We start from the raw sequence: 17943 nt of genomic DNA on the forward strand, positions 1-17943 counted from the left end.
TTGCCACAGGGCGTTGTGTCCAGTAAACCGAAACGTAACCGTCGGAATTCTACGTGAGTCCGCTGCCGGGGTAAAGCCCGCGCCGCGTCCGGGGGTACCAGCCGCATACGGGACCGTGGACCATGTGCAAGGCGCAAGCCGGGTTGACCTATCAACAGTTCTGTGTGGCCGTGGCGTGCACGGTTCTTCTGCTATTGGCCGCGTGGCCGGATTTTGCGGCCCGGGCGGAGCGGGGGGGGGCACAGGGTGCCTTGGCCTCCGGACCGACCTGTGGCCCGATAGGCAACTCGATAGGCACTTCGTTCACCAATCCCGCCCGCCCTGCTCATGCCGCCCATCCTGCGGCAGTCCCTGATTCCCGGAGTTCCGGGGCAGGAACGAACCCTGCCGTCCCCGCTCCTGTCAGGGCCGCCGCTTCCGATGGTCCTTCCCGCATTGCCGCCACCCGGACGTCGGGCTTCCCCACCGGTAGTCTGGTGGCCCAGGATTCCCGCTCTGCCGGGGTGCCCGCCACCGCCGCCGCTCCTTTCGCTTCCACGGGTGAGACCGAGGTGCCTGCCAGCGTGCCTTCAGGTGTTCCTTCCGGTTCGCACCCGCCCCGTTCGACGGATGCCAGTCCCGCAGATGCCAAACCGCCAGCGGACAGTCCGGCAGGGGGCGAACTGGCCCCCGGCGAACCGGTGCGCCTGGGCATGTCCGCTCCCTTCAGCGGCCCCGGCGTGTCGCTGGGGCGCGAATTCCATCGCGGCGCGGCCAGTTGCCTAGCCCGGGTCAACGCGGCTGGCGGGGTACATGGCAGGCGGGTGGAAATCGTGGCCATGGACGATGGCTACGACCCGGACCGCACAGTGCGGAACGTCATCCGGCTCATCGAGGAAGAGCGGGTTTTCGCGCTGTTCGGCCTGGTGGGCACCCCCACGGTCACGCGGGTGCTGCCGCTGCTTGGCGGCCACCCGGAGCGCACGGTGCCGCTGCTGTTCCCCTTCACCGGGGCGCGGCCCCTGTCCCTGCCGCGCCACGAGGGGCTGGTGTTTCGTCTGCGGGCCTCGTATGACGCCGAATTTTCCGAACTGGTGGACCGCCTGCACGAGGCGGGGTGCACCCGCATCGCCGTCTTCTACCAGGCCGACGCCTATGGCCGCGAAGGCTGGGCCGACCTGCGTGACGCACTGGCCCGCCGCCGCCTGCCCCTGGCGGCGGAGGCCTCCTACCCGCGCGGGTCGGGAAGCGACGCCGACTTCACCGAACAGGCGGGGCTGATCCTGCAAGGCACGCCAGACGCCGTGGTCTGCGTGGGTACCGACGCCACGTGCGCGGCCTTCATCCGGGATTTGCGCGATTTTCCGGCCGCACGGGGCGCGAAGCAGCAGGCGGGCCAGCCTTCCCCCCAGCTCTCCGGCGAGGACGGGCCCGTCATCCCCGTGGCCATGCCGTCGTTCGTGGACAGCCGCCAGTTGGTGGAACAGCTGGTCGCCATGGGACGCTCCGCACGGCGTGACTACACGCACGATCTCGTGCTGACGGAAGTGGTGTCTCCATGGACCGGCAGCCTGCCCGCGGCCATGGACTATCGCCGTGATTTCAAGGAAATGGCGGATGCCCCCGACGTGCTGGACATTCCCGGTAACGACGCGGCCCCGTCGTCGGCACCGGGCGAGGTGAGCTTCGAGGGGTACCTGGCCGCGCGGCTGCTGGTGCGGGCGCTGGAACGCATGGGGCCGCACCCGTCGTCCGCAGGACTTCACGAGGCCCTGGCCGGGCTTGACGGCCACGACCTGGGCGTAGGCCAGCCGTACCGCTACACTCCAACCGAACAGGGCCTGGGGCTGGTGCGCTTCGCCACCGTGCGCGGCGGCGTGCCGGTGGACCTGCGCGACTTTTCGGAGTGGCGGCGATGAGGCGTTCGCGCCTGTTCGGGCGCACCCTGCGGGGGCTCATCGTGCTGTTCGGGGTATACGCCGCCGTCACGTCCATCTATTCCGGCTGGACCCTGCACACCCTGCTGACCCGTGAATACGAAAGCAAGGCGCTGGCCATCGCCCGCGCCATCGCCGGGGCGGACCTGGAAAGCCTGATCGGGCGCGACGTGACCACCGTGCAGTCGCGCATCGACCAGTTTCTGGGCATCGACGGGGTATCCTACGTGCTGGTGGCGGACGGCCGGGGCGAAACCGTGGCCCACACCTTCGTGCCCGTGGTGCCGGAGCCGGTGCGCGAACTGGTGGCCTCGCTGGCGGGTGCGCGCATGAACGAGGTCACCGTGCTGCGCGACCGGCTGTCCCTGCCCCGCACCCAGAACGGTGCGGCGGGCGGGGGCGGGCGCGAGGTGATGCACGTGACCATGCCGGTCTTTGCCGGCGTGGGCGGCTTTGTCCACATCGGCATGGACCGGGGGCGCATCAGCGACTACATCGATGGCGCCATCCTGCGCCAGCAAGGGCTGGGGCTGGCCTTCTTCGCCACGTGCGTCGTGGGGGCATGGATGCTGCTGTATTCCATCTCGCGGCCGCTCATGCGCCTGACCGACCAGGCCCGCCGGGTGGCTGCGCACGATTTTTCGGCCCCGCCGGACCTGCCCGCCATGAAGGCCGACGACGAGATCGGCGACCTTTCCCGCGCCATGCACACCATGTCCCGCGACCTGGCCGGGCTGGTGGAGGGGCTGGAGGATTCCGTGCGCCAGGCCACGGCGGAACTGGGCGGCGCGCTGGAACAGCTTTCCACCATCGTGGCGGGCATGGCCGACGGCCTGCTGGTCACCGATCCGCAGGGCCTGGTGCTGCGCAGCAACGCGGCCCTGTGCGAGATGTTCGGCCTGGACGCAGACCCCGACGGCAGGTCGGTGTGCGAGGTGTTCGGCTTCGTGGCGCCCGCCGTGCGGATGGCGGGGGACGGCATCCACGAATTTGCCTTCGAGACGGAAGACGGCGAGGACATCATGCCCGAGGCCGTGGCGCGGGACAATACGGCGCTGCTGGCCTTCCTGGACGGGGCGGACGTGCCCGGCCAGCCCATGACCGGCGTGTCCTGCACGTTGCCCGGACCGGCTGTGGCGTTGGCCGCAGAACCAGTCACCGGACCAGATCGGGGCCTGCCGCAGGGCGCGCCATGCCCGTCGGGTACCGGCACGGCCCTGCGCTCGGGCGAGGTAGCCGCCGTGCGGCGCGACGGCACACCCTGCTGGGTGGAGCTTTCGCTGGTGCGGCGACAGGTGATGGGCACCACCTACGGCATCTGTCTGGTGCGCGACGTGACCGAGCGCCGCCGCGCCCAGAACGCGTTGCACCGCGCCCACGGCATGCTGGAGCGCAAGGTGCGCGAGCGCACCCGCGAACTGAGCCGCGCCAATGCCCAGCTGATGCTGGAAAACGCCGAGCGACGCACCGTGGAGCAGGCCCTGCGCCGGGCAGAGGCGCGCTTCCGGGGCATTTTCGAGCATGCCCTGGAAGGCATCTTCCAGAGCACGCCGGAGGGGCGCTTTCTGAGCGTCAACCCGGCCATGGCCCGCATTCTGGGCTACGAAGGGGTGCAGGAACTGCTGGAGGGCGTGGAATCCATCGGGGACGGGGTCTACGCGGACCCGGCCCGGCGCGACGAGTTCGTTGCCCGCATGGAGGAGCATGGCCAGGTCAACGCCTTCGAGTTCAGGGGGCGGCGCAAGGGGGGCGACCTGATCTGGCTGTCGGTGAATGCCCGGCGGGTGCCGGGGGCCGACGGGGCCACCATGTACTACGAGGGCTTTCTCGAAGACGTCACCATGGGCCACGAAAGCCGCGAGCGGCTGGAACATCAGGCCTTCCACGACCCGCTCACCGGGCTGCCCAACCGCGTGCTGTTCCACGACCGGCTGCAAATGGCCCTGAAGCGCGCCGCGCGCCGCCGCAACTACACCTTTGCCATGCTGTACCTGGACCTTGACCGGTTCAAGGTCATCAACGACAGCCTTGGTCACGACGTGGGCGACGCATTGCTGAAGGTGGTGTCCGCCAAGCTGCGCGAATGCGTGCGCGACGTGGATACCGTGGCCCGCTTCGGCGGCGACGAGTTCGGCGTGCTGCTGGAGGAAACCCCCACGCGCGGCACGGCGGTGCGCGTGGCCCGGCGCATCCGGGCGCACCTAGCGGAGCCGGTGCGCATCGGCCCGCACGAGGTGTTCACCACGGCCAGCATCGGCATCGTGCTGCGCACCGACCAGTACTCCACGCCGGAAGAACTGGTGCGCGACGCGGACACCGCCATGTACCGCGCGAAAGAGCAGGGCCAGTCGCGCTTCAAGGTGTTCAACAAGCGCATGCGCGAAGAAGCGCTGCGCCTGCTGACCATAGAAACAGACCTGCGCCGCGCCGTGGAGCGGCAGGAAATGCGCCTGCACTACCAGCCCGTGGTGGCGCTGGAAGACGGCGGCCTGCACGGGGTGGAGGCGCTGCTGCGCTGGACGCGCACCGAAGGGGGCGACATCTCGCCCGCCGAGTTCGTGCCCGTGGCCGAGGACACCGGGCTCATCACCTCCATCGGGGCTTTCGCGCTGGAAGAGGTGTGCCTGCAACTGCGCCGCTGGAACGAGGCGGGACTGCCGCCGCCGGGCGTGGTGCACGTGAACATTTCCGGTCGCCAGTTCATGCAGCCGGGCCTGCCCCACGCCGTGGAGATGCTGCTGGAACGCACCGGCACCGACCCGCGCTCGCTGCGCTTCGAGGTGACCGAAAGCGTGCTGATGCGCCACGGCAGCCAGGCCATCACGGTCATGGCCCAACTGCGCGATCTGGGCATCCGGCTGTGCCTGGACGACTTCGGCACCGGCTATTCCTCGCTGGGCTACCTGAAGCGGCTGCCGGTGGATTCCATCAAGATCGACCGCAGCTTCGTGGCCGGTCTGGAGCATGACCGCGACGGGCAGGCCATCGTGCGCTCCATCGTTTCGCTGGGGCTGCACCTGGGGCTGGAGATCGTGGCCGAAGGGGTGGAAACGCCCACTCAGGCGGAAATGCTGGCTTCGCTGGGTTGCCGGTATGCCCAGGGCTTTCTGTACGCGCCGCCGGTTTCGGCGGACGATCTTGCCGCCATGCTGGACGCAACGCCGTTTACGTCCACCGGGGGTGGTGTTTTCGTGGGTGGTTCGGTATAGCATGACACGCCGCGCCTGCCCGCGCCGCCCGAAAAGGGTGGCGTGCCGCGTGTCCCGTCGTGCGTGCTTCACTTCGTCGAACCGGAACCCCCATGCGTTTGCGCTCCCTGCCTATCATCCTGTGCCTTGTGCTGCTTGCCGTGGGCGGCGGCTACGCGGCGTTGCGCCACCTGGTGGATTCCGATGCGGCGGCGCGCCAGCTGGGCGAATCGCTCACCGCGCTCACCGGGCACGCCAGCCGGGTGCAGGGCGGGGTGCGGGTGGTCTTCGATCCCGACCCCACGGTTGTGGCCCGCGACGTGATCGTGGACCAGGCAGCCCCCTTTGCCGGGCAGGAGCCGTTGCTGCGGGTGGCCGAGGCACGGTTCAACCTGCGCCTTGCGCCGCTGTTTTCGGGCCGGGTGGAGGTGCGCGGCGTGGAAGTGGCCCGCCCGCAACTGGTGCTGCTGGCCGATGGCGAAGGCCGCAACGGCTGGGACGGGCTGCTTGGGCGACTGGGAGGGAGCGCCGACACGTCGTCACCCGCGCCCCTTTCGCCCGCTGATTCCTCCGCCGCGTCTTCCGCCTCTCCCGCCTTCCCCGACGCTTCTGTCAGCCCCGTGGATGCCACTGCTGCGCCCACGGCGGCGCCTACTGCTGCGCCTACTGCTGCGCCCACTGCTGCGCGGGAAGAACCCCGCATGGAAGCTCCGTCCCCGTCATCGGACATCTCCTGGTTCACGCCGCAGGTTGCGCTGACCGGCACCGCCACGTTGCGCATCGACGATGCAGATATGCAGTGGCGCAACACGGTCAGCGGTGCGCAACTCCATGTGCGGGGCGTGGATGTCGATCTGGTGGCCAGCAAGGGGCGTCTGGCAGAGGCCGCGCTGCGGCACGGCAGCCTGGAGTGGCGCACCGGGCCGCAGGCACGGCCCGCCATGCTGCGCGACCTTGACGTGTCGTTCACCACGCCCGGTGGCGGGTGGAGGGCGCTGCGCGACCTGTTGCAGGGGGCGCTGGACGTGATGCCCCACCGCGAGGGCGCTGGCCAGAAGAACCCCGCCAGCCAGGAGAGCCTGGCCAATCAGGACCGTCAGGCCAGTCTGGAACGTCAGGCAGGACAGGGTCCCCTCGCCGGGCCGGGCAGTGCCGCAGTCAGGGGGGCTGGCGGTGGGGCGGGCGTGTTGCGCATGTCCTGCACATATGACGTGGCGCCGGGCGTCACCGGTTCGCTGGGATTGGAGGCGGCTGTTTCCCATGCCACGCCGGACACTGCGATTCCGGGCATGGCCGGGCTGCTGCCCGCAGGGGCCCAGGGCACGGCGCGTGCGCGCGGCCACATGCCGCTGGGTGGGCAGGCCGTGCCCTTCGAACTGGTGGTGCCCTTCGATGCGCGACGCGGCGCGGATCCGCGCATTACCGGCGCACGCCTGCAACTGGAGCAGGACGCCCTGGAAGTGACCGCCAGCCTGAGCGGACTGGGCACTGCCGCCGCGACGGCGCGGGGCACGGCAACGGTGCGGCGGCTCAGCCTGCCGCGCTGGTTCGGTTTTGCGCGCGATCTGCCCGTGGGCTTGCAGCACGCGCTGGACGCTCTTTCCGGCCATCTGGAATTTTCGCTGGACCGGCACGGGCTGCGCGTGCCCGTGCTGCAAGCCGATGTGCTGGGCATGCCCGTGCACGGCTCGGGCGGGGTGGCCGATTTCGCCGCGCCGGTCATCGCCATAGACGTGGCCGGGGCGGACATCGACGTGAACAGGGTGATGCCCGAACTGGCCGGGGCCGACCCGCATCCGTTGGTCCATGCCGGGCCGCCCGCCGTGGAGGCGGCCCACGGGACGCAGGGGGCGGCGCCACAGGGCGGGGCCATTCCGTCGGACGAGATTCCGGACGTGGGCTACGACATCCGCGTGCGGGCGGAAAAGGCGCACGGCTGGAAGTTCGACGTGGGCGGGCTGGCCTTCCGCTGCTCCCCCTCGCGCGAGGGCACGCTGCTGGAATTCACCGCCGCCTCGTTCTACGGCGGCACGGCAAAGGCCCTGCTGGACATCGTGGACGACTACCGCCTGCAATTCACCGCCGCCGACGTGGCCCTGGCGCGCCCGGCGGCCATCGTCAGCGGGCGCGAATCCGCCGCGGGAAAGCTGGCGCTCAAGGCCGCGCTGCGCGGGCAGGGCCACAGCCTGGGGGCCGTGGCCGCCTCCATGCGGGGCACGCTGGATGCACGCATCGACGATGGTTTCCTGCTGGTGTGGCGCAACGGCGCGCTGGAGCGGCAGCCGTTCACCCGGTTCGACCTGCGGGGGGAAGCCACCGGCCAGGGCCTGCCGGGCGGCAAGGTGCCCCCCAGGCCTCCGGCGCGCCTGCCGTGGACCGGGGTCTGGCGGGCGGCCATGCGCACCCCCAGCGGCACGGAATGGGAAGCCACGGCCAACGGGCCGTTGCTGTTCGATACGGCCACCGGCCTGCCCGTGGCCGCCGACCTGTTGCCCGCCACGTTGCGCCTTGCGTTGCCGCCCGCGCTGACCGACCTTGACCGCACGGTGGAGGCGCGTTTCACCGGCCCGGTCCGTTTCGATTTCGACGCGGGCTCCCTGAGCGCCGACCGGCTGGAGGCGGAATCGCTGGGCGCACGGGGCAGCCTGTCCCTCAGCGCCACCGGCATGAACAAGGTTGCCACCTGGGCGGGCACCCTGTCCGCCCGTTTCGCGGACCCGCGCGCCACCCTGCGAGGGCTGGGCCTTGCGCCATGGAAGATGAGTGACGGCGCGTTGCGCACGGCGGACCTGTCGGCGGGCTTTCACCAGTCCGGCAACACCTTCGATCTGACCAACGTCCGGCTGGTGCTGGACGGCCAGCCCGTGGCGGGCACCGTTTCGCGCATTTCCGGCCAGCGCCCCCTGTGGAGGTTCAGCCTGCACGCCGACGCCTTCGACGCGGACCGCTATCTGGCCCCCCGCACGCCGGACCCCGTCCCCGGCGAGCCGGAGCCCGCGCCTTCCAACGAGCCGCTGCACCATGCGTGGCTGCGTTCGTTCGATGCCGACGGGCGGGTGTCTGTGGGGCGCGGCACCTTCAAGCAATTGCGCTTCGACGGCTTTACCGCGCCCATCCTGCTGCGCGACGGGCAACTGGAAGTGGGGCCCATCGCCTCCGGCTTCTACGGCGGCACGCTGGGCGGCAGCATCCGCGCCACGTCGGGCGATGCGCTGGTCACGCGCCTTGTGCTGGACGCGCGCGACTTCGAGTTGGAGCCGGTGGGGCTGCGCTTCGCGGGCAAGGACTACGTGGGCGGCAAGACCTTGCTGGTGCTGGATGTGCAAGGCCCCCTGCGCACCGAACTGGACATGCCCGCCGCCCTTTCCGGCACCTGGGCCTTCGAGGTGCGCGACGGCTTCTACAGCACGCGCGGCAAGTCCAGCACGCCGGAACAGTCCAGGACCCCGTTCTCGGAGGCGCGCGCCAGCGGCTACATGCGCACCGGGGTGCTGCACAACGAGGACTTCACCCTGAACAGCCTGCTGCTGACCATGGTGGGCCGGGGCTGGGTGGACCTTGCGAAAAAACGCATCGATTACACCACGGACGTTTCAGTGGTACGGGTGCCCACCTTTCCCATCCGCTTCCACGGCGACCTGCGCAAGCCGGAAACCAGCGTGCGCCAGACCGGCATCGTCACAGGCACCCTGGGTAACCTGGGCAGCACCGTGTTCGACCTGCTGGGCGGGGTTATCGGCATGCCGCTGCGGGTGCTGGAGGGCTTGCAGGACGCGGCGCGCGGCAACGGCACGACGCCCGGCGGGCAACAGCCCCGGCAGCAATCGGGGCAATAGCCCGGCGGATGACCGAAGGGGCGACCGGGCCAAGGGTGCTGGCCCTGCGGGCAGCCGTCAGCCGGATACCGCCGGGGCGCCAGCCGGTTCCGTCGTGTCGCAAAAGCCTTCCCCTGCTTCGCAGGGACAGGCGCAGGCCCGGCTTTCCGCTTGTCCTTCCTCTCCGGCTTCTTCCTTTGCGTTTTCTGCGTCCCCCGTGACCGTCCCCCATCCTTCCGCCGTTGCACACGTACAATGAGGTTGCGCGTTTTTTTACCGTGTGCAATTTTATGCACAGACAGGCGCATGTTTGTGTTGTTTGTGCAATGCTGTTTGCGTAACTGTCTGGAATCACGTTGTGCATGAGTTGGCACGAGGTTTTCATGCCAGCCTCCCGCGCCCGGCTTCTTGTGCAGCAGGGTGCGCGCATCCCCACGGATTTTCCAAGGACGTTTCATGGATATAGCCGACAAGAACACCGAACGCAGCACCCTGATCATTGCGGTGATGGCGCTGGTGACCATCGGGCTTTCACTTATCGTCTCCACCGGGCAGACCCTGAACCGGCAGGAAGAGGCGGGCACCCAGCACCTCATCCTTACCGCCCGGTCGGTGTTGCAGGCGGTGGAAACATCGCTGCGGCGCGGGCTGTTCATGCGGCCCAACGGACCCGGCCTGTTCAGCCCCGGCACGGCGGAACTGTTCCGCGAACTGGAGCAGAGCGGCGACGTGCTGTTCGTGGGCATCATCGACCGGCAGGGGGGGCGGGTGCTTACCTCGCGCCCCACGCAAGAGGCGGGCGGCACGCTGGTCTTTCCGCCCGAGGCCTTGCAGGACCTGGCCCAGAAGGGCGAATGGCATGGTCGCGCCACGTTCGGCAAACTCAGCGCCTACGTGTACGGCAAGCGCATCCTGCCCCGCAGCCATACCCTGATGCACGACACGGATCTGGACGACACCGGGCAGGCCCGCCCCGAGGCCGGGGCCGACGGGGGGCAGGCGCATGCCCCCGGCCAGTCTGGCCCCTCCGGTTCGTTCGGTCAGGGCGACTTTTCCTCCGACGACCCCAACCAGTTGCCCACCTTCCTGGTGGTGGGGCTGGACATGGCCAAGCACCTCGCGGTGTACCGGGGCTTTCGCCAGAATGCGCTGTTTCAGGCGGCGTACATCCTGGCGGCGGCGGTGTTCATCTGGGTGCTGACCATGAGTTTCCTGAAGCGCCGCGAGCAGGCGGGCCGCGCCGCCGTGCTGGAACGGTTTCAGGCCCGGCTGGTGGACAACCTGCCCGACGGCCTGCTGACCATCACCCAGGACAACGTGGTGCGCGCGGCAAACCCTGCGGCCCACGACATCATGAAGGCCCGCGATGGCAGTCTTGCGGGCATGGACGTGGCCGATCTGCCGCCGGAAGTCGCCGGGTGCATCGCCGGGCCGGACAGCGGGGCCACCCCCGGATGGGCCAACCGCACCGTGGATGGCGCGCATCTGGAAATCCTTACCCTGCCCATCCGCGAAAGCGACGAGGAGCACGACCGCCTCGTCATCATCCGCGACCGCACCCAGATCCGCGAGCTGGAAAAGAGCCTGAGCGAGGCGGAAAAGCTGGCCGCCGTGGGCACCCTGGCCGCCGGGGTGGCGCACGAGATACGCAACCCGCTCTCTGCGTTGCGTGGTTTTGCCCAGTATTTCGCCAAGAAGCTGGCGGGCAAGCAGCCGGACGAGAATTACGCCCAGACCATGGTGCGCGAGGCGGACAGGCTGAACCGGGTCATCACCGACCTGTTGTACCTGGCCAGGCCGCGCGCCATCGAACCGCGCGAGGTCAGCCTGGGGCAACTGGCGGCGGAACTGGAAAGCCTGGTGCGCTTCGACGCGGGCAAGCTGGGGGTGCACATGCGCACCAGCCTGGGGCCCGACCTGGTCATGGCCGACGAGGACGCGCTGAAGCAGGCTCTGCTGAACCTCGTCCTGAACAGCCTGGACGCGTTGTCGCAGTGCCCGCAGCCCGCTGGTGGGGTGGGGCGCGAGATTCACATCTCGTCCATGGCCTCCGACGGCGGGGTGTGGGTGTTCGTGCGCGACACCGGACCGGGCATGAGCCGCGAGCAGCGCGAGCAGGCCTTTGAGCCGTTCTACACCACCAAGAAGAAGGGCACCGGCCTTGGCCTTGCCCTGGTGCACAAGACCATGCGCGACCATGGTGGCCGCGCGCAGATAGATTCCGAGGTGGGGCGCGGCACCACGGTGGCGCTGTTCTTTCCGGGGGCGGGGCACGCCGCGCGAACCGGCCAGGCCGAGAGGGCGGGGGGAATGAACATGCCGGAGGGCTGCGACCCGCTGGACCATGGCGCGGACATACCGATGGGCAATTGCCCCGGTGCGGCGGCCTTCGACATGGCCACGGCCAGCCGGGAAGGCCGGGGGGAGGGGCATGGCGGCATCGCGCCGGGTGGCGACGCCCGGAACGCCACCGGCCATGAACGTGCCGCTGCCGGACATGCCGCTGCCGGACACTCCACGACAGACCCGTCCGCCACTGATACGGTCATCGACATAACCGAGGACAAACGATGAAGCGACTTCTGGCCATCGACGACGAACCCGTTCACCGCCTGATGGTCCTCGCCGTCATGTCGGGCGCGGGCATTCACATAGCCATCACCAAGGAATCAAGATGAAGCGACTTCTGGTCATCGACGACGAACCCGGGCACCGCCTGATGGTCCGCGCCGTCATGGAGGACAGTGGCTGGAGCGTGGAAGAGGCCGGTTCCGGAGAGGAAGGCCTGGAGCATCTGGTCCAGGACCGCGTTAACGTGGTGCTGCTGGACATGCGCATGCCCGGCATGGACGGCCAGGAAACCCTGGCCCGCATTCAGGAAATGTACCCCGGCCTGCCCGTGGTCATGCTGACCGCCTTCGGCACCGTGGGCTCCGCCGTGGTGGCCATGAAGAAGGGCGCCTTCGACTACCTGACCAAACCCGCCGACAACGAGGAATTGACCGCCGTTCTGGAAAAGGCCTGGGACTTCGGCAGACTGCTGGAAGAAAACGAGAACCTGCGCCGCCGCCTGAGCGACGACGACCCCACGGCGCCCATCGTGGGGGCCAGCCAGGCCATGTGCCGGGTGCGCGACTTCATCCGGCAGGCGGGCCCCAGCGAGGCCACCATCCTGATCATGGGGGAATCGGGCACCGGCAAGGAACTCATCGCGCAGGGCCTGCACGACGCCAGCAACCGTGCCGACCAGCCGCTGGTGAAGGTGAACTGTGCGGCCCTGCCCGGACATCTGCTGGAAAGCGAACTGTTCGGGTACATGAAGGGCGCGTTCACCGGGGCCGTGCGCGACAAGCCGGGACGCTTTCAGCTGGCGCGGGGCGGCACGCTGTTTCTGGACGAAATAGGTGAACTGCCGCTGGAACTGCAATCCAAGCTGTTGCGCGCCCTGCAGGAGCGCGTGGTGGAACCGCTGGGCGCGGTGCGCCCGGTGCCCGTGGACGTGCGTATCATCGCGGCCACCAACCGCGACCTCAAGCGCGCGGTGGAGGCAGGCGAATTTCGCGAGGACCTCTTTTTCCGGCTCAACGTGCTGGAGGTTATCTCGCCCCCCCTGCGCGACCGGCTGGAGGATCTGCCCATGCTGGCCGGGCGATTGCTGGAGCGCCTGTGCCGCAAGAACAAGAAGGGCATCCGCAGCGTCAGCCCGGAATTTCTCGACGCCCTGATGCGCTATTCCTGGCCCGGCAACGTGCGCGAACTGGAAAACGTGCTGGAGCGGGCGCTGATACTCAGCCGGTCCGATACCCTGGGACCGGATTCGCTGCCCTCGCAGGTGCTGGCGGATCGTCCCGACCGGTGGGAACGGGGCGGCCCGGACGGTGGGCAGTACAGGGGCCAGGACAGGGGACAGGACAGGGGCCAGGACAGGGGGGGGGACCGCCAGCGCCCCTACAGTTCGGACAGGCCGGACATGTCCGACAGGCCCGTCATGGTTGACCGCGCCTTCGAGCGCCAGGGCAGGCCCTGGGGGCAGGATGCCGCTTCCGCCATGCCGCGCGGTGATGCGAACTGGTCCGGCGAGGGCGACGGCTTCATGCCCGGGGGCTACGGCGGCGTGCCGGGGGCTTATCCCGGCTCTCTGGACGACGCGGAGCGCGATGCGCTGCTGCGCGCCCTGGAAGTGCATGGAGGACACCGGGAACGCACGGCGGACGCGCTGGGCATCAGTCGGCGTACCCTGCAATACAAGCTGAAGAAGTTCGGTTTGATACGGCGCGGCATGTAGCCCGCCAGGGAGGCGTCATGAACAGGATGCGCGGTGTTGCGTTGTGCGTGGCACTTGCCGCTGCTGCGGCAACCCTGCTGGGGTGCTCCGGCGCAAGCATGCGGGCCTCGTCCCTGCTGGAGCAGGGCCGGTACGCAGAGGCCGCCACGGCCTACGCCCAGGTAACCACGGAAAACCCGTCCGACTGGCGGGCCGGGGTGCGCCACGGCTATGCCCTGTACCGGCAGGGCGACTACGCGGGGGCACGAGCCGTGCTGGCGTCGCTGATGGATGATTGGCGGGCCAGCGAATATGCGCGGTTCTGGTCGGGCATCGCGGCCATTGCCGCGCGCGACGGCGATGCGGCCCGTGCCGCGTGGTCCGGATGGAGCACGGACAGGACCGAGGTGCTGCGGGCGGTGCGCCCGCGCGTGGACCTGCTGCGCAGCGATGAACTGGGCCTGGGTCCGCAGGCGGCGGACATCTACGCGCGCGAGGCTGCCCAGGCCAATGCCCTGGAAGAGATGAAGCGCTCGCGCGACATGTTCCGACGCGGCATGGACAGGGGCGACGTGCCCGACCCGGCGTTGCCGCCGAGCCCCGTGGAATATCTGCCGTAAGGCCTTGCGGCACATGGCTGGACGGGCTGGCACCGACCCGGAGGGGGACGGGTTTGCCGGGCATGGTGCCGGTCCGGAGGCACACGGGAAGTATGTGACTGTATTGAAAACCACCCTGCAAAGGGTGGTTTTCGTATTGTAAATATCGGTAATCGGTCCACCGCGAAGGGTATCCGCTTGCCTACGGGGGGCGTGTTGCCGTAGGCTGCCGGATGAACCTCGGTACCACGTCCGCACCGGCCGGGATGTCCGCCAGCGGCGTGGTCCGGCAAGCCGTTACGAGTGCCCCATGAGCCAGCCCCCTCTCCCTCCCGTATTCGACATCGATGGAGTGCTGCACCGCCTGCAAGGTGACCGCGAATTCCTCACGCTGCTGCTCGACACCTTTCTGCCCGATTTTGCCGATCGCCTGACGAAAATGCAGGTTGCGCTGGGGGAAGGACGGCTGGCCGATCTTGCGCGCCTTGCCCACAGCCTGAAAGGGGCATCCGCCACCATCGGTGCATCGCGCCTGCATCAACGGGCCGCCGCCCTGGACCAGGCCTGCCGCGACGAGGACATGGCCACGGCCCGGCTGGAATGGCTGGGGCTGTTGGAAGATGCCGATCTCACGCGCGAGCAGATCGGGGCGTGGCTGGCGGCCAACAGAACCTGACCGGACTGCGGGGGGCGGCGCAGGCGGGCGGGAACAGGCGAGAGGCGATGGCAACGGCCCGTCCGGTGGTATCCACCGGAGGCCGGGCCGCATCAGGTCGCATCAGGCCGCATCGCCATCCTCGAAGCACCCTTCCGGGCAGAAGGCCATCAGTTCGGTAAGCACCCCGTCCGGGGCCATGTCGCTGACCAGAAATGGCCGCTCGTCCCCTTCGCGCCAGCCGACAATGTCCGGGGCCAGTTCCATGCACGCCCCGCATCCGCTGCAATCGCCCGGCGACAGCAGCACCTCCCTGAAGCCGCGCGGGGCGCTGGCCGTTTCCTGTTGCGCGTGCGTTGCCGCAGCCGAAACCTGACGGTTGGTCATGTGGCCTCCCCGGCGCGTCCACGCGCCTGTTGTTCATCCAGGGCCGCTACAGGCATCCAGGGCCAATGCAGGCATTCAGAGCCGTTGCAGGCGTTCAGGGCCAATGCAGACCTGTGCCTGTATCTGACAACTATGGCCGGTACGGGGGCAAGGCAAGGGCGCACGGTGGCGCCGTGCCGTCCGGCTGGTGCCCGCCGCCCGGGGCGGAACGAGAACGGGGCACGACATTGTCGTGCCCCGTCGCGTGCATGGCCTCATATCCGATGTCGGGCGCACGACCGGTGTTGCATGGGCGGTCGCACGGTACGTCGGTCGTCCGTTAGGGAATCAGATCCTCGTATACCTTGCCCACCAGCTTTTCGGAGGGGGTCAGGGTGCGGGCGCCGGGTTCCCAGCGGGCGGGGCAGGCTTCCGCCGGGTGGTCGCGCAGGTGCTTGTTGGCCTGCATCTTGCGCACCAGCTCGGCGGCGTTGCGGCCCACGTTGTAGAAGTTCACCTCGGAACCCACCAGGGTGCCTTCCGGGTTGATGATGAAGGTGCCGCGCAGGGCGATGCCCGCGCTTTCATCATACACGCCGAAGTAACGGGATACCGCGCCGGTGGGGTCGGCGGCCATCTGGTAGCGCACGTTTTCCAGCAGGCGTTCGGAATTGCGCCAGGCAAGGTGGGCGAACTTGGTGTCGGTGGAAACCGAGATCACTTCCACGCCCATGTCCTTCAGCGCCGCATGGCGTTCCGCAAGGTCCGCCAGTTCGGTGGGGCACACGAAGGTGAAGTCGGCGGGGTAGAACACCAGCACGGTCCACTTGCGGTCCTGTTGCAGCTTTTCGAGCGAAATCTGGCCGAAGGAACCTTCGGTGGGGTCGTAGGTTTCAAGGGTAAAGGGCTTCACCGGGCGGCCAACGGTGGCAAGGGTGGGATATTCCTGTTGAGTGGGGCAGCTCATGTTCGATGACTCCTTTGAAAGAGTTTTTAGTAATGATTGCTGGTATCATTTATGGCACCGCCAGGCCGCGTCGTCAAGAGTGTGGTGAAAAAAAGTGATGCCGTGCCGTAGCCGAACCATCGGGCGATGTGCGGGCGTGCGCGTATGGCGCATGGTGTGGCGTTGCCGATGCCTGCGGCGGGAACGGGGCGCCATCAACAGGGCGGCGGGCGGAGGACATGTTGCGTGAAAGGGGACGACGCTGGCGAGTGCCGTCGGGATGTCCGTGCGTCGGAATCAGGCCGTGCAAACACAAACGCCGCACGGATGCGGAATCCATGCGGCGTACGTCGTCTGCGGAAAGCAGGCGGGGGCGGGATGACCGTCAGTCGATCCACTTGCCCTTGTCGTAGCGGATGATTTCGGTGACGCGGCGGGCCTTGACCACGGAGAAGTCGCCGGTGAGGGCGGCCTCCTTGGAGGCGGCGCGGCTTTCGAATTCCTGCTCGTGGTAGACGATCAGGCCCACGTACTTGGCGCCGGGGCCCTGGGCATCGTGCACGTCGGTGGAGAGCGAGTCGGGGTCCACGGCCAGATAGCGGGCCACGAATTCATTGCCGTTCTGCACCACGTCCTTGCGGGTCTGGCAGGGGCGCAGGCTTTCGTTCATGTGGCGCAGCTTGGCCCGGGCCAGGGTATCGAGCTTGTTGTGCACGTCCTCGATGGTTTCCCCCACGGGTTTCTTGGCGGGGGTCACCTTGGCAACCTGCGTGGACTTGGCGGCGGGCTTGGCGGTCTTGTCCGTGGACTTTGCGGGGGCCTTTTCTTGGGTCTTCTTGGTCTGCTGGGCCTGCGGTGCGGCGGTATCCGCCGCGCCAGCCGGAGAAACGCAGACAGCCCCGGTAAGGGCCAGGGCCAGGGTAACGGGCAGCGTCAGGGCCTTTGCGGCCAATGCGATGCGGCCTTGCTTCATCGACTTCGTCTCCGTTTGCGGAAAGGCCCGGCGGGTTTCCCCACCGGGCCTTCATGGTCCGTTGTGCTACTTGATGAAGGAGAGTTCGACCCGGCGGTTCAGCTTGCGGGTGTCTTCGGTGCTGTTGTCGTACTTGGGCTTGGATTCGCCGTAGCCCTTGGTGATCAGGCGCGAGGATTCGACGCCCTGCTTGACCAGGAAGTCCTTGACCGACTTGGCGCGGGCTTCGGACAGCTTCTGGTTGTATTCGTCGGTGCCGAGGCTGCAGGTATGACCGGCAACTTCAACCGAGCCCTTCTTGGACTTCAGGATGGCGGCGGTTTCCACCAGGATGCTGGTGGCGGTGGCGTCCAGCTTGGCCGAGTTCAGGGCGAACTGGATGCTGCGCAGCACGATCACTTCGTCCATGGGGGCGGCGGCGGCAGCGGCGGGGGCGGCCTTTTCTTCGTAGAAGACGTCGCGCACGAACTTGTCGAGGGCGGCTTCGTTGGCCAGCAGTTCGGGGCCATTGGCGGTGACGGCGCAGCCGTTCAGCTTGGCGATGGCGTCAAGGGTGGCCTGACCGGCGGGCTTGTCGGCCATGGAAATGACGTGCAGGCACAGGCCAGGGTTGGTGGAGAGCAGCAGCTTGGCTTCGCCCACCGGGTCGGAACCCAGGTTGGATTCGCCATCGCTGATCATGATCATGGCGGCCTTGCGCTTCATGGCCTTGGCATAGGTGGCCTTCTGGAGGCCGGTGCCCATGGGGGTCATGCGGGCAAAGGTGTCTTCGTTTTCGTTCAGCTTCTTGATGGCCTTTTCATAGGACGCCTTGTCCCACGCGGCCACGGGCTGGATTTCGGTCGAAGGGGCGAAGGTGTGCAGGCCGCCTTCGTAGCCCAGCGCCGGGACCTTGGCGTTGATGGCCGAGAGCAGCTTCTTGGTCATTTCCATCTTGTTCTTGCCCGTCTTCTCGTGGGACATCATCATGGACCCGGAATAGTCCACGAAGAAGTCGAAGCTGGAGATCTTGGGCACAAGGGTGGATTGACCGGCGGCGAAGGCCGGGGCAGCGCAGACAAGCATCAGCGCCGCAACCAGAGTCAGGATTTTCGAAAATTTCATGGGAGCCTCCAAAGAATAGCTGATGTTGACGCAGGGAAAATACTCCAGCCCGGAATTATCTTCATATTGTGCAAGTTACCGTCAAAATACGGTCGTGACAAGACCCTTCTGCGCTTT

General features: G+C 68.1%; 11 protein-coding genes. 7 read left to right on the forward strand and 4 right to left on the reverse strand.

The features are described 5' to 3' along the window. Positions 1 to 476: 476 nt before the first annotated feature. The 7 genes from K6142_RS06015 (at position 477) to K6142_RS06045 (ending at position 14458) form a co-directional block, all read left to right on the forward strand. On the forward strand, positions 477 to 1898 hold the full coding sequence (locus K6142_RS06015) for an ABC transporter substrate-binding protein (protein WP_223290240.1): 1422 nt from the start codon (positions 477 to 479) through the stop codon (positions 1896 to 1898). Beyond that, positions 1895 to 5125 carry an EAL domain-containing protein gene (locus K6142_RS06020; RefSeq protein WP_190243898.1) on the forward strand — a complete coding sequence of 1077 codons (3231 nt, stop codon included), beginning with the start codon at positions 1895 to 1897 and terminating at the stop codon, positions 5123 to 5125. The genes K6142_RS06015 and K6142_RS06020 overlap by 4 nt, the downstream gene beginning before the upstream one ends. A gap of 92 nt (positions 5126 to 5217) precedes the next feature. Further along, positions 5218 to 8940, forward strand: a complete 3723-nt coding sequence (locus K6142_RS06025; RefSeq protein ID WP_190243897.1) for an AsmA-like C-terminal region-containing protein — start codon at positions 5218 to 5220, stop codon at positions 8938 to 8940. A 435-nt stretch (positions 8941 to 9375) separates the two neighbouring features. Next, complete coding sequence (locus K6142_RS06030) at positions 9376 to 11493, forward strand: two-component system sensor histidine kinase NtrB (RefSeq protein WP_190243896.1); 2118 nt, start codon at positions 9376 to 9378, stop codon at positions 11491 to 11493. Between the two features lie 100 nt (positions 11494 to 11593). Then, on the forward strand, positions 11594 to 13204 hold the full coding sequence (locus K6142_RS06035) for a sigma-54-dependent transcriptional regulator (protein ID WP_190243895.1): 1611 nt from the start codon (positions 11594 to 11596) through the stop codon (positions 13202 to 13204). Between the two features lie 17 nt (positions 13205 to 13221). Beyond that, positions 13222 to 13803: a tetratricopeptide repeat protein gene (locus K6142_RS06040; protein WP_190243894.1), complete on the forward strand. Its 582-nt coding sequence runs from the start codon at positions 13222 to 13224 to the stop codon at positions 13801 to 13803. Positions 13804 to 14092: 289 nt separating this feature from the next. Then, complete coding sequence (locus K6142_RS06045; RefSeq protein WP_190243893.1) at positions 14093 to 14458, forward strand: Hpt domain-containing protein; 366 nt, start codon at positions 14093 to 14095, stop codon at positions 14456 to 14458. A 102-nt stretch (positions 14459 to 14560) separates the two neighbouring features. Here K6142_RS06045 and K6142_RS06050 read toward each other — a convergent pair whose 3' ends face one another. From K6142_RS06050 to K6142_RS06065, 4 genes are all read right to left on the reverse strand, one after another. Next, the gene (locus K6142_RS06050) at positions 14561 to 14824 is read right to left on the reverse strand and encodes a hypothetical protein (RefSeq protein WP_012611371.1); all 264 of its coding nucleotides are present in this window, start codon (positions 14822 to 14824) and stop codon (positions 14561 to 14563) included. A 319-nt stretch (positions 14825 to 15143) separates the two neighbouring features. After that, positions 15144 to 15770 carry a peroxiredoxin gene (locus K6142_RS06055; protein ID WP_190243892.1) on the reverse strand — a complete coding sequence of 209 codons (627 nt, stop codon included), beginning with the start codon at positions 15768 to 15770 and terminating at the stop codon, positions 15144 to 15146. 364 nt (positions 15771 to 16134) lie between these two features. Continuing rightward, on the reverse strand, positions 16135 to 16722 hold the full coding sequence (locus K6142_RS06060; protein ID WP_190243891.1) for a hypothetical protein: 588 nt from the start codon (positions 16720 to 16722) through the stop codon (positions 16135 to 16137). 66 nt (positions 16723 to 16788) lie between these two features. Continuing rightward, positions 16789 to 17826, reverse strand: coding sequence for an OmpA family protein (locus tag K6142_RS06065; RefSeq protein WP_190243890.1), 1038 nt, complete (start codon positions 17824 to 17826; stop codon positions 16789 to 16791). Positions 17827 to 17943: the final 117 nt, after the last annotated feature.

The sequence above is a fragment of the Nitratidesulfovibrio sp. SRB-5 genome (assembly GCF_019931275.1).
In the GTDB taxonomy this organism is placed as follows: domain Bacteria; phylum Desulfobacterota; class Desulfovibrionia; order Desulfovibrionales; family Desulfovibrionaceae; genus Cupidesulfovibrio.